This window comes from Mesorhizobium sp. W050 (genome assembly GCF_054719535.1).
Map to the genome: position 1 here is coordinate 5,407,817 of NZ_JBTTIH010000001.1, position 13,077 is coordinate 5,420,893.

The 13,077-nt window shown below is 63.3% G+C and carries 11 protein-coding genes; 8 read left to right on the top strand and 3 right to left on the bottom strand.

The window, feature by feature from the left end:
* The first annotated feature begins 67 nt into the window (after nucleotides 1–67).
* The 6 genes from ACYG9Y_RS26140 to lpdA are packed head-to-tail and all read left to right on the top strand — an operon-like array spanning nucleotide 68 to nucleotide 7,834.
* Complete coding sequence (locus tag ACYG9Y_RS26140; RefSeq protein WP_023749343.1) at nucleotides 68–3,055, top strand: 2-oxoglutarate dehydrogenase E1 component; 2,988 nt, start codon at nucleotides 68–70, stop codon at nucleotides 3,053–3,055.
* Nucleotides 3,056–3,102: 47 nt separating this feature from the next.
* Nucleotides 3,103–4,395: a 2-oxoglutarate dehydrogenase complex dihydrolipoyllysine-residue succinyltransferase gene (gene odhB / locus ACYG9Y_RS26145; protein WP_023738001.1), complete on the top strand. Its 1,293-nt coding sequence runs from the start codon at nucleotides 3,103–3,105 to the stop codon at nucleotides 4,393–4,395.
* Between the two features lie 16 nt (nucleotides 4,396–4,411).
* Complete coding sequence (locus tag ACYG9Y_RS26150) at nucleotides 4,412–5,149, top strand: DUF4241 domain-containing protein (RefSeq protein ID WP_050485860.1); 738 nt, start codon at nucleotides 4,412–4,414, stop codon at nucleotides 5,147–5,149.
* Nucleotides 5,146–5,652, top strand: a complete 507-nt coding sequence (locus ACYG9Y_RS26155; RefSeq protein WP_023736766.1) for a hypothetical protein — start codon at nucleotides 5,146–5,148, stop codon at nucleotides 5,650–5,652. The genes ACYG9Y_RS26150 and ACYG9Y_RS26155 overlap by 4 nt, the downstream gene beginning before the upstream one ends.
* Nucleotides 5,649–6,404, top strand: coding sequence for an SDR family oxidoreductase (locus ACYG9Y_RS26160; protein ID WP_023738000.1), 756 nt, complete (start codon nucleotides 5,649–5,651; stop codon nucleotides 6,402–6,404). The genes ACYG9Y_RS26155 and ACYG9Y_RS26160 overlap by 4 nt, the downstream gene beginning before the upstream one ends.
* 23 nt (nucleotides 6,405–6,427) lie before the next feature.
* Nucleotides 6,428–7,834, top strand: a complete 1,407-nt coding sequence (gene lpdA / locus ACYG9Y_RS26165; RefSeq protein WP_023737999.1) for a dihydrolipoyl dehydrogenase — start codon at nucleotides 6,428–6,430, stop codon at nucleotides 7,832–7,834.
* Nucleotides 7,835–8,687: 853 nt separating this feature from the next.
* Here the strand turns inward: lpdA and ACYG9Y_RS26170 are convergent.
* Together ACYG9Y_RS26170 and ACYG9Y_RS26175 are read right to left on the bottom strand one after the other, a co-directional pair.
* A complete protein-coding gene (locus ACYG9Y_RS26170; protein ID WP_023737998.1) occupies nucleotides 8,688–9,749 on the bottom strand; it encodes a TraB/GumN family protein in 1,062 nt (353 codons plus the stop codon).
* Between the two features lie 73 nt (nucleotides 9,750–9,822).
* The gene (locus ACYG9Y_RS26175; RefSeq protein WP_023737997.1) at nucleotides 9,823–10,761 is read right to left on the bottom strand and encodes a tyrosine recombinase XerC; all 939 of its coding nucleotides are present in this window, start codon (nucleotides 10,759–10,761) and stop codon (nucleotides 9,823–9,825) included.
* Nucleotides 10,762–10,857: 96 nt separating this feature from the next.
* Between ACYG9Y_RS26175 and rimM the strand changes: the two genes are divergently transcribed.
* Together rimM and trmD are read left to right on the top strand one after the other, a co-directional pair.
* The gene (rimM, locus tag ACYG9Y_RS26180) at nucleotides 10,858–11,457 is read left to right on the top strand and encodes a ribosome maturation factor RimM (protein WP_023737996.1); all 600 of its coding nucleotides are present in this window, start codon (nucleotides 10,858–10,860) and stop codon (nucleotides 11,455–11,457) included.
* Complete coding sequence (trmD, locus tag ACYG9Y_RS26185) at nucleotides 11,454–12,152, top strand: tRNA (guanosine(37)-N1)-methyltransferase TrmD (protein WP_023726048.1); 699 nt, start codon at nucleotides 11,454–11,456, stop codon at nucleotides 12,150–12,152. The genes rimM and trmD overlap by 4 nt, the downstream gene beginning before the upstream one ends.
* Here the strand turns inward: trmD and ACYG9Y_RS26190 are convergent.
* Complete coding sequence (locus ACYG9Y_RS26190; RefSeq protein ID WP_023683874.1) at nucleotides 12,134–12,886, bottom strand: sulfite exporter TauE/SafE family protein; 753 nt, start codon at nucleotides 12,884–12,886, stop codon at nucleotides 12,134–12,136. The genes trmD and ACYG9Y_RS26190 overlap by 19 nt on opposite strands.
* Nucleotides 12,887–13,077 lie beyond the last annotated feature (191 nt).

The following is a 13,077-nucleotide window of genomic DNA, read 5'->3' on the forward strand; positions in this document are numbered from 1 at the left end:
CTACTCGCTATTCGCTACTCACTATTCGCTTTTGAAAAGGAGACGGAGCCAGGCTCCGCGGACAAAAATGGCAAGACAAGATCAGGCCAACGACCAATTTTCGCTCACCTCTTTCCTGTATGGCGGCAATGCCGACTATATCGACGCGCTGTACGCCTCCTATGAGGATGATCCAGAGTCGGTAAACCCCGAATGGCAGGACTTCTTCGCCGGGCTGAAGGACGACGCCGGCGATGTGCGCAAGAACGCCAAGGGCGCTTCCTGGGCAAAGCCGTCCTGGCCGCTGCAAGCCAATGGCGAACTGGTGTCGGCGCTGGACGGCAATTGGGGCATCGTCGAGAAGCATCTGGAAAAGAAGGTCAAGGACAAGGCGGTCACCAATGGCATCGTGCTGTCGGATGCCGACGTGCATCAGGCGACGCGCGATTCGGTGCGCGCCATCATGATGATCCGCGCCTTCCGCATGCGCGGCCATCTGCACGCCAATCTCGACCCGCTCGGCATCGCCAAGCCGCTTGAGGACTATAACGAGCTGTCCCCGGAAAATTACGGTTTCACCGCAGCCGACTACGACCGGCCGATCTTCCTCGACAATGTGCTCGGCCTCGAATTCGGCACCATCCGGCAGATGCTGGAGATCCTGACCCGCACCTATTGCTCGACGCTCGGTGTCGAGTTCATGCACATTTCCGACCCCGAGGAAAAGGCCTGGATCCAGGCGCGCATCGAGGGTGCCGACAAGGAGATTTCCTTCACCGCTACGGGAAAAAAAGCGATCCTGCAGAAGCTGGTCGAGGCCGAAGGCTTCGAGCAGTTCATCGATGTCAAGTACAAGGGTACCAAGCGCTTCGGCCTCGATGGCAGCGAAGGGCTGATCCCGGCGCTGGAGCAGATCATCAAGCGCGGCGGCCAGCTCGGCATGAAGGAGATCGTGCTCGGCATGGCGCATCGCGGCCGGCTGAACGTGCTGTCCCAGGTGATGGCCAAACCGCATCGCGCCATCTTCCACGAATTCAAGGGCGGCTCGGCCGCTCCCGACGAGGTCGAGGGCTCGGGCGACGTCAAGTACCATCTCGGCGCCTCGTCGGACCGCGAATTCGACGGCAACAAGGTTCATCTGTCGCTGACCGCCAATCCCTCGCATCTGGAAATCGTCGATCCGGTTGTGATGGGCAAGGCGCGCGCCAAGCAGGACTATCTGTTCGGCCGCAGCCGCGAGGAGATCGTGCCGCTGGAAGAGCGCGCCAAGGTGCTGCCGCTGCTTCTGCATGGCGATGCCGCCTTTGCCGGCCAGGGTGTGATTGCCGAAATCCTCGGCCTATCGGGCCTGCGCGGCCACCGCGTCGCCGGCACGCTGCATTTCATCATCAACAACCAGATCGGCTTCACCACCAATCCGCGCTTCTCGCGCTCGTCGCCCTATCCGTCCGACGTCGCCAAGATGATCGAGGCCCCGATCTTCCACGTCAATGGCGACGACCCGGAAGCGGTGGTGCACGCCACCAAGGTGGCGATCGAATTCCGCATGAAGTTCCACAAGCCGGTGGTGGTGGACATGTTCTGCTATCGCCGCTTCGGCCACAATGAGGGCGACGAGCCGGCTTTCACCCAGCCGATCATGTACGCCAACATCCGCAACCACAAGACGACGGTGCAGATCTATGGCGAGCGGCTGATCGCCGAGGGCCATATCAGCCAGGCCGAACTCGACAAGATGAAGGCCGACTGGCGCGCCCATCTGGAATCCGAATGGGAAGTCGGCCAGCACTACAAGCCCAACAAGGCCGACTGGCTGGACGGCGCCTGGTCTGGTCTGCGCACCGCCGACAACCAGGACGAACAGCGCCGCGGGAAAACCGCGGTGCCGGTCAAGGTGCTGAAGGACATCGGCAAGAAACTGACCGAGGTGCCGAAGGGTTTCGAGGCGCACAAGACCATCATCCGCTTCCTCGAAAACCGCCGCCAGGCGATCGACTCCGGCGAAGGCATCGACTGGTCGACGGCCGAGGCGCTGGCCTTCGGCGCCATCTTGCTCGACGGCAATCCGATCCGGCTCTCCGGCCAGGATTCCGAACGCGGCACCTTCTCGCAGCGCCATTCCGTGCTCTACGACCAGAAGGACGAGACCCGCTACATCCCGCTCAACAATCTGTCGGCGGCACAGGCCGGCTACGAAGTCATCAACTCGATGCTGTCGGAAGAGGCGGTGCTTGGCTTCGAATATGGCTACAGCCTGGCCGAGCCTAAGGCGCTGACGCTCTGGGAAGCGCAGTTCGGCGATTTCGCCAACGGCGCCCAGGTGGTGTTCGACCAGTTCATCTCGTCGGGCGAGCGCAAGTGGCTCAGAATGTCAGGCCTGGTATGCCTGCTGCCGCATGGCTATGAAGGCCAGGGTCCGGAGCATTCTTCGGCCCGGCTCGAGCGCTTTCTGCAGCTTTGCGCCGAAGACAATATGCAAGTCGCCAACTGCACCACGCCGGCCAACTACTTCCACATATTGCGCCGGCAGCTGAAGCGGGACTTCCGCAAGCCGCTGATCCTGATGACGCCGAAGTCGCTGCTGCGCCACAAGCGGGCAGTGTCGACGCTGCCGGAAATTTCGGGCGAAAGCTCGTTCCATCGGCTGTTGTGGGACGATGCCCAGCTGTTGCAGAACCAGGCGATCAAGCTCACCAAGGATTCCAAGATCCGCCGCGTCGTGCTGTGCTCGGGCAAGGTCTATTACGACCTGTACGAGGAACGCGAGAAGCGCGGCATCAACGACATCTATCTCTTGCGCGTCGAACAGCTCTACCCGTTCCCGGCCAAGGCGCTGATCACCGAGCTGTCGCGCTTCCGCAATGCGGAGATGGTGTGGTGCCAGGAGGAACCCAAGAATATGGGCGCCTGGTCGTTCATCGATCCGTATCTGGAATGGGTGCTGGCTCATATCGACGCCAAGCATCAGCGGGTGCGCTATACCGGACGTCCGGCGGCGGCATCGCCGGCGACCGGTCTGATGTCGAAGCATTTGGCACAGCTCGCTGCCCTGCTCGAAGACGCGCTCGGCGAATAGAACAAAACCCGGCGAATAGAACAGACAGAGAAGAAACGGACAGCACAATGGCTACCGAAATCCGCGTTCCCACTCTCGGCGAATCCGTCACCGAGGCGACCATCGGCAAGTGGTTCAAGAAGGTCGGCGATGCCATTGCCGTCGACGAGCCGCTGGTCGAGCTCGAAACCGACAAGGTGACGGTGGAGGTGCCTGCCGCCGCCGCCGGCACGCTGGGCGAGATCACCGCCAAGGAAGGCGAGACCGTCGGCGTCGGCGCGTTGCTGGGTTCGATCTCGGCAGGCGTCGCCACGGCCGCCCCGGCGTCCAAGCAGGAGACCAAGCCGCAAGCTGTGTCGCAGGCGTCGAGCCCCGACGCGGCACATACGACCAAGCAGGCCGCGGCCGAGACCGCCAAGATAGCCGGCGATGCCGGGCCGGTCGAGCCGCGCACAATGCCGCCGGCGCCAGCTGCCGCAAAGCTGATCGCCGAGAACAATCTGTCGGTCGACCAGGTTTCTGGCTCGGGCAAGCGCGGCCAGGTGCTGAAGGGCGACGTGCTCGACGCGATTTCCAAGGGCGCGCCGTCGCAGCCGGCCGAAATTCCGAAGGCCGCACCGGCTCCGGTCGCCGTGCGTGCGCCGTCCTCGGGCGACGATGCGTCGCGCGAGGAGCGCGTGCGCATGACCAAGCTGCGCCAGACCATTGCGCGCCGGCTCAAGGAAGCGCAGTTGACCGCCGCCATGCTGACCACCTTCAACGAGGTCGACATGTCGGCGGTGATGGCGCTCAGGACCAAGTACAAGGACATCTTCGAGAAGAAGCACGGCGTGAAGCTCGGCTTCATGGGCTTCTTCACCAAAGCGGTTACGCACGCATTGAAGGAAATCCCCTCGGTCAATGCCGAGATCGACGGCACCGACATCATCTTCAAGAACTATGCCCATATCGGCGTTGCCGTCGGCACCGAAAAGGGTCTCGTCGTGCCAGTGGTGCGCAATGCCGACCAAATGTCGATTGCCGAGATCGAAAAGGATATCGGCCGGCTGGGCATTGCCGCGCGGGACGGCAAGCTGTCGGTCGCCGACATGCAGGGTGGTACGTTCACCATCTCCAATGGCGGCGTTTACGGCTCACTGATGTCGACGCCGATCCTCAATGCGCCGCAGTCCGGCATTTTGGGCATGCACAAGATCCAGGACCGGCCGGTCGTGGTCGGCGGCCAGATCGTGATCCGGCCGATGATGTACTTGGCGCTGAGCTACGATCACCGTATCGTCGACGGCAAGGAAGCCGTGACCTTCCTGGTCCGCGTCAAGGATAGCCTGGAGGATCCCGAACGGCTGGTGCTTGATTTGTGATCGGAGCTGATCCGTCATGAGCGGCTGGCTGGCGCGGTTTGGGTTCAAGCTGGGTCGAGTAGCGGGTAGCGTATTGAGGCGTTCCCGGCCGGCGGCTTCCGCCGCCATCTCTCCGCCGGCGACCTCGACTGAATGGGATTCGGCGCCGGCGAGCAGCAATCTCGGTGTCTTCGCTCTCAGCGAAGCCGAAATGGCGGAGCGGAAGATCATCGTCACCGCGATCGGTGAGCTTGAGCTACCGACCGGCGAAATCATCGCTTGCGATCCACTGATTACCGGGCTGGAACGGCCTGTGTTTAGCCGTAAGGTCAGGCCGGGATGCTATCCAGTCACGTTGCTTGAGGCGCAAGGCCGTGTTGCTGCAGCGGTATTGCGGTTTGGCACTGGCTTGCCGGTGCGGTGGGAGTTGGCTGCCTTCGTCCGCGACGTCGGCACATCGTCCTGGAAGTCTGGATTTATTGTCGATGATAATGTTGCTTCGTTCATGGACAAGTCGGTTCTGACGCTGATGTCCGAGCAGGAGGAACTCGACAGCTATCTTGCTGACGTTGCATGCTCGTTCGACAAGTTCCGCATGGATAATCCGGTTGATGGAAATCCGCTTAATATAGCCATGTTCGACACTGGCTTCGGTGATGGGAACTATTATTCCTTCTGGGGACTGGATGCGGCCGGCGAGCCGCTGGTCTTGATGACCGATTTCGAGGTGCTCGAAAACGCCGACGGCCGCGAGAGCAGCCCGAGCAATTCATGACAAACATCGCTTCGCCAATGATCGGATTTATGGCCGGGCTGGCTGTTCTCGCAGCGGGTTACGAGGCGCATGCCGCCTGCCCGCTGGCGCTTGCTGTCTATGGCGATGCCGAAAGCGAGGCCGGCATTGATTTCCGGCCGACGACGGATGCGGTCACCGTCACCAACTCGTTCAAGATGGTGCTCGACAAGGGCATCGTTCTCGACGGCATTGTCATGTGGACATCCGGTGTTTCGCGACCGCAAGGCTCGCTGATGTACAAATGCCCGACCGGCGACGTCACCGGTGACGAGCTTGCCGCCTGCACGGTCTGGCATGGCGTCATCTACAGCGCCGACGACAAGGGCAACATCGCGCTCCTGGCGGCGGAAGGCACGGACGCGCCGCAGAGCCTGATCTTCCCCGATCTCGGGCCGTCGCTGCAGATGTCGACGGCCTTCGGCCCGAACGGTTTCTCAAAACTGCCATGGGACGTGTTTCTGCTGAAAGGTTGCCAGGAATGAGTGCATCGCAAAAAGTGCTTCTGGTCACCGGCGGCAGCCGCGGCATTGGTGCCGCCACTTGCCGGCTTGCGGCGAAGGCCGGCTACCGCGTCGCGGTCAACTATGCTTCGAACGAGGCTGCCGCTGATGCGCTGGTTGCCGAAATCGAGGCAGCGGGCGGTGAAGCCTTTGCGGTCAAGGGTGACGTCGGCAACGAAGCCGACATCGTGGCAATGTTCGAAGCGGTCGACCGCCGCTTCGGTCGGCTCGACGCCCTGGTCAACAATGCCGGAATCGTCGACGTCAAGGCGCGCGTCGACGAGATGAGCCTGGCGCGGCTGGAGCGCATGATGCGCATCAATGTCATCGGCTCGTTCCTGTGCGCGCGCGAAGCGGTCAAACGCATGTCGAGCAAGCATGGCGGCCAGGGCGGCGCCATCGTCAACATCTCGTCGGCGGCGTCGCTACACGGCTCGGCCGGCGAATATGTCGACTATGCCGCGTCCAAGGCGGCGATCGACACGTTCACGCTCGGCCTGGCGCGCGAAGTCGCGACCGAAGGCGTGCGGGTCAATGCGATACGGCCGGGCATTATCGGCACCGAGATCCACGCTTCGGGCGGCCAGCCGGACCGGGTCGAGCGGTTCCGCGACATGCTGCCAATGAAACGAGCCGGCACGGCCGATGAAGTCGCGTATGCCGTTCTCTATCTTTTGTCGGATGAAGCGTCCTACACGACGGGCGCAATCCTGAATGTAAGCGGCGGCCGCTGAGCCCCAAGCTAAGGGAAACGAACATGGCTTATGATGTCGTTATCATCGGGTCGGGACCGGGCGGCTATGTCTGCGCCATCAAGGCGGCACAGCTCGGGCTCAAGGTCGCGGTGGTCGAGAAGAACGCCACTTTCGGCGGCACCTGCCTGAACATCGGCTGCATCCCATCCAAGGCGCTGCTTTATGCCTCGGAAATGTTTGCCGAGGCCGGCCATTCCTTCGATGCGCTGGGCGTCGAGATACCGGCGCCGAAACTCAATCTGAAGAAGATGATGGCGCACAAGGACGCGACCGTTTCGGCCAACGTCAATGGCGTCGCCTTCCTGTTCAAGAAAAACAAGATCGATAGTTTCCGTGGCACCGGGAAGGTGGTTGCGGCCGGCAAGGTGTCGGTGACGGCTGAGGACGGCAAGGTCGAGGAGATCGAGACGAAAAATATCGTTATTGCCACGGGCTCCGATGTCGCCGGCATTCCCGGCGTCAAGGTCGACATCGACGAGAAGGTGATCGTATCGTCGACCGGCGCGCTGTCGCTGGAGAAAGTGCCGGGACATCTGGTGGTGGTCGGCGGTGGGGTCATCGGTCTGGAGCTCGGCTCGGTTTGGGCACGGCTCGGCGCCAAGGTCACAGTGGTCGAATTCCTCGACACCATCCTGGGCGGCATGGACGGCGAGGTCTCCAAGCAGTTCCAGCGCCTGCTTTCCAAGCAGGGTTTCGAGTTCAAGCTCGGCGCCAAGGTGACAGGGGTGACCAAGGCCAAAAAGGGCGCCGCCGTTACCTTCGAGCCGGTCAAGGGTGGTGCGGCCGAGACCATCGAGGCCGACGCGGTGCTGATCTCGACCGGACGCCGGGCCTATTCCGACAGCCTCGGGTTGAAAGAAGCCGGCGTCGAGGTCGACGAGCGCGGCCGGGTCAAGACCGACGGGCATCTCAGGACCAACGTGGCCGGCATCTACGCCATTGGCGACGTCATCGCCGGGCCGATGCTGGCGCACAAGGCCGAGGATGAAGGCGTGGCGGTGGCCGAGACCATTGCCGGCCAGGCCGGCCACGTGAATTACGACGTCATTCCGAGCGTCGTCTACACCAGCCCGGAAATCGCTTCGGTCGGCAAGACAGAGGAAGAGCTGAGGAAGGGCGGCATCGACTACAAGATGGGCAAATTCCCGTTCACCGCCAACGGCCGCGCGCGCGCCATGCTGCACACAGACGGCTTCGTGAAGATCCTCGCCGACAAAGCCAGCGACCGCGTGCTCGGCGTCCACATTGTCGGCTTCGGCGCAGGCGAGATGATCCATGAGGCGGCGGTGCTGATGGAGTTCGGCGGCTCTTCCGAAGACCTCGCCCGCACCTGCCACGCGCATCCGACGATGTCGGAAGCGGTCAAGGAAGCGGCGCTGGCGACGTTCTTCAAGCCGATCCATATTTAAGGAAACGCTGGAGGGACAGCACCCCCCCCTCTGGCCTGCCGGCAATCTCCCCCTCAAGCAAGGGGGGAGATTGGACTTCACCGCCGCGTCGCGAGCTTTCAAGTTTCTCACGTTTCTAACCTGGCGCTGTTCGTGAACTGCCGATCTCCCCTCTCGAGGGGGAGATGTCCGGCAGGACATAGGGGGCGGTGAAGAATCGCGACGCTCGCCGATAGGTGCCCCAAACAAAACGGCCCGCTTTTCAGCAGGCCGTTCTTGGCTGGAACAAGATGCCAGATCAGTTGGCCAGATTACGGGCTCGGCGCCGGAGCAGGCGCGGGTGCCGGAGCTGGCGCAGGAGCCGGTGCGGGCGCAGGGGCTGGTGCGGGAGCCGGTTCGGCGGGCTTCATCGGCTCAGCCGGTGCAGGTGCGGGCGCCGGTGTGCTGGCTGCCGGCGGCTCTGCGGGCGCAGGATGTTCGCCGCTTCTGCCGAAAACATAGTACGCGACAATCGCAAGGATGACGACGACCAGCGCAATCAGCCAGCCGCTGCCACCACCCGACCTGGGCGCTGGATCGTTAGGGTTCGCCATAAAAGTGTCCTCCGTGGATGAAAAGCATCAATCAACACCCCTCAACGCGCAACCGTTGAACGGGTTCATACTAGGCCTTCAAATTGACGAACGCAGGAAAATTCTGATTCGCAACCGCTTGTTGGCCTGTATTTCCCCCGCAAAATCAATCACGAACGAGGTAGAACGAGCTTAGCTGGCCTTTTCCGCCAAAAATAGGGCCAACCGCCTCCGCTTTGCGAATCAGTTGCGCACCGCACAGAGCCGGGCTTACGTGATTCGGTATTCAAGACGGGCGCTGCTCAGTCGACGGCGGTGACGGTATAGCCGGCTTTGCGAAAATCCTCGACCAGGCCTTCGGGGCCGGGAAGATGCATGGCGCCGACGGCCATGAAGGCATTGCCCTTGGCCAGGATCGGTGCGGCATGGTCGGCCATGACCTTGTTGCGGCCGGTGATCATCGTCCGGTCGAATTCGGCGTAACCTGCGTCGTCTTCGTCGGGCGAGATCGAACGCAACAGCGGCCAGAAGGTGCCGGTGTCGCCGCGCTGGTAAAGCACGATCATGGTTTCGTTGATGTCGTTTATCTTGTCGCCGAGCTTCAGGGTCTCGACCAGCCCTTTGATGTGGAACGCAATCGGCAGCGAGGCCATGGCGTGCAGCTGGCTGGCAGCGGTCTCCAACCCTTCCACCGGCTTGCCATTAGCCTTGGCGTCCTGCGCCAGCTTGACGTCGAGAACCGGTGCGCCGCCTGCCTGACGGGCGACCTCACAGACCGGCAGCGCGACCATGGCCGACAGCAGCCACGGCTTCATCTTGGAGACGCTCGCCGGCGGAATGCCGCGCGCATCGAGCCCTTTGTTCACCACCGCCGCATCCTCCGGCGACAACAGCGACGACAACGTCGTGTTGTCGGTGAACATCATCAGCTCGGGTTCCTTGAGCATGGCCTCCATCATCTTCTGCTTGTCGAGCACGTCGGTGGTCTCGATGATGATGGTGCCCGCAGCGTCATAGGCTTTCCTGGCTGCCGGCGGCAGAGTGGTCACGCGCGGGTCGGTCATGTGCATGGTGCCGAACAGGAAGGACGGCTTTTCGCCTGATTTCTCCAACTTCCACAACAGGCCCTTGCCGTTCAGCGTCGCTGCTGCTTCCGTCTCGATCCTGGCATAGGCGGCGGGGTCTTCCTTCTGCAGGGCCGACAGCAGATCGGCGCCGGCGCAGGCCGGGGCTTCGGCATGCGCCCTGCCCATGGCAAGCAGCAGCACGATGAGGAAAGACAGGAAAAACAGGGCGTTGAGCGCGACTAGCAGCTTCAGCGACACAAGGGCGGCGCGGTCGGCGATGGCAAGGGCGCGTTTCATGGTGCGGTTCTAGGACTGAAAAGCGGCGAAACGGTTAACCGACGTGGGGAAATTGTCCTGGACTTATACAGTGTCACGCGCGGGGATGGGCGGATTCGTAAATCTCGAGCAGTCTTGCGGTGTCGACGCCGGTATAGACCTGCGTCGTCGACAGGCTGGCGTGGCCGAGCAGTTCCTGGATGGTGCGCAGGTCGCCGCCGCGCCCGAGCAGATGGGTGGCGAAGGAATGGCGCAACGCGTGCGGCGTCGCGGTGTCGGGCAGGTTCAGCGCCGAGCGCAGCCTGGCCATGTCGCGCTGGACGATGGCCGGGTTGAGCGGCCCGCCGCGGGCGCCGCGAAACAGCAGGCCCTTGGGGTCGTGATGATAGGGGCAAAGTTTTCGGTATTCGGCGATTGCCCGCAGCGCCACCGGCAGCACTGGCACCAGCCGTGTCTTGCCACCCTTGCCGGTGACGCGCAGCACGGTGTCGGCTTCCGATGCCAGGTCGGCGGCGCTGAGGCCCAGCGCTTCGGAAATGCGCAGGCCCGATCCATAAAGCAGCGTCAGCACGGCGGCGTTGCGGGCGGCGATCCAAGGCTCTTCAGCCAGCTGGCCTTCCACCGACACGACATGTTTGGCATCGCTGGCGGTCAGCGGCTTGGGCAGCGATTTCGGCTGGCGCGGCGCGCGCAACGCCGCGGCACCGGCGGCATTGGCGAGACCGCGCCGTTCGAGGAAGCGCAGCAGCGAGCGGATGCCGGCGAGGCCGCGTCCGAGCGTGCGGGCGCCGGCGCCGGCGTTGCGCCGCGCGGCAAGAAAGCCGCGCAGATCGGCCGGGCGGAGAGTGGCGATGTCGGAAAGACCAGGCGAGCCGCCGCAATGCCCTGTGAGGAAATGCAGGAACTGGCGCGTGTCGCGCTCATAAGCTTCGACGGTCGCCGGCGACAGCCGGCGCTCGCGCGCCAGCATCTTCAGCCAACTTTCGCGCGCTGCCTGGAGGTCGGGTTTTGCCGGGATGAGAAATTCCTGCATGCCGCCATTGTCAGGCAGCCGGGTTAGGAAGCGGTGAAGAACCTGTCATTGAAATGACGCCGGTAGGGCGTTAGAGCAGGGCAAAGGATATCAGCCATGTCGAAGCCCCAGAACCCCGTGCAAATGGCCGTGATCGGCGCCGCCCACGGCATCAAGGGCGAATTGCGGGTGAAGACTTTCACTGGCGAGCCGATGGCGCTGGCCGATTATGGGCCGCTCTATGCCAAGGACGGCCGCGTTTTCCAGATCACCGACATAAGGCCCGCCAACACCGTCGTGGTGGTGCGCTTCAAGGGTATTGCCGATCGCAATGCCGCCGAGACGCTGGCCGGAACCGAGCTGTTCGTCGACCGCTCGATGCTGCCCGACGATGGCGAGGAGGACGAATTCTACCACGCCGATCTCGTCGGACTTGAAGTCCGCGACGATAAGGGCGCGGTCATCGGCAAGGTGGTGGCGGTGCATAATTTCGGCGGCGGCGACATTCTCGACGTTACCCTCGGCGGGCGCAAAGGCGTGCTGATCCCGTTCACCCAGGCCGCCGTGCCTCAGGTTTCGATCGCCGAAGGTTTTCTCCGCGTCGACCCGGCAGCCGCCGGCCTTGTCGAGGATGAGGATGGCGACGCGCCGCGCGAAGAAGATTTCGACGCGAAGGGCCGACCGCGCGGGCCGCGCGAAGCCGGAGGCAACCGGTGACGTTCAAGGCGTCGGTGCTGACGCTCTATCCCGAGATGTTTCCGGGCGGGCTAGGCCTGTCGCTGGCCGGACGGGCGCTCGAAGTCGGGACATGGTCGCTGGAAGCTATCCAGATCCGCGACTTCGCCAGCGATCGCCATCACACCGTCGACGACACGCCGGCCGGCGGTGGCGCCGGCATGGTGATGCGCGCCGATGTGCTGGCCAAGGCGATCGACCACACGTCGCCGGCGGGCGATCCGCGGCCGCGTTTGCTGATGAGCCCGCGTGGAAAGCCGCTGACGCAGGCGCACGTGCGCGAACTGGCTGGCGGGCCAGGCGCCGTCATCGTTTGCGGCCGGTTCGAGGGCGTCGACCAGCGGCTGATCGAGGCGCGTGGACTGGAAGAGGTCTCCATCGGCGATTTCATCCTGTCGGGCGGCGAGCCGGCGGCGCTCGTACTGCTCGACGCCGTTGTGCGGCTGTTGCCCGGCGTCATGGGCAATGCGGTGTCGGGCGAGGAAGAAAGTTTCGAGAACGGCCTGCTCGAACACCCGCATTACACGCGGCCACAGGAGTTCGAAGGCCGCCCCATCCCCGACGTGCTGGTCTCCGGTAATCACAAGAAGATCGCCGCGTGGCGGCGCGCCGAGTCCGAGAAGCTGACCAGGGAGCGCCGGCCGGATTTGCTCGCCGCTCAGCCCTTGGCAAAATAGTAGACGGCGAGAAACAGGCCGACGGCGATGACGAAGCCGCGTACTGCGTTTTGCGGCACGCGCTTTGCGATCCAGACGCCGGCATAGCCGCCGAGCGCGCCGCCGGGGATCATGACGATTGCCTGAGGCCAGGCAACAACGCCGCCGGAAACGAAGACCAGTATGGCAACGGCGGCGATGACCACGGCCAGCATGTTCTTCAGCGCGTTCAGCCGGTGATAGTCGCCGGATTGCGTCAGGCCGAGCGTCGCCAGCATCATGACGCCCATGCCGGCGCCGAAGAAGCCGCCATAGATGGCGGTAGCGAACTGCGCCAGAGAACCGGCCAGAGAGCCGACCGTGGCTTCATGCCCAGGCTTCGGCGTTGGTTTCAGCCACGGCCCGGCGGCGAACAAGGCGGTTGCGGCCAGCAGCAGCCACGGCACGAGGGCGCGGAACGACGGATTTGAGAGCGCCAGCAGGATGAGCGCACCAGCCAGCGCGCCCAAAGCCGAGATCAGGCAAAGCAGCAGCGCGCCGCGCCAGAAATGCTTGATGTCGGTCCAGTAAGCCAGCGTCGAGGTGATGTAACCGGGAAACTGCGTCACCGAGGACGTGGCGTTGGCGACGATCGGCGGCAGGCCGGCCAGCGTCATGGCGCCGAAGGTTATGAAGGTGCCGCCGCCGGCAACCGCGTTGACGGCGCCTGACAGAAAACCCGCGAGGAAGAGCAGGACTGCGTCGAAAACAGACATTGTGAGGCCGCCGGACAAGTGTGCTGCTCCCGGATTAGGAAGCTTGAAGGGCCGGCGCAACCCTGCACTGGACGATTGCGTGGTGGCATGCGACCAAAAAAGACAGGGCCAAGGCGTGACAAGTCAGTGAAATAGCTGTATGTGCCCGCCCGTACTGGCGAGAAAAATCTCCCGGACCCGTCAACAATGAC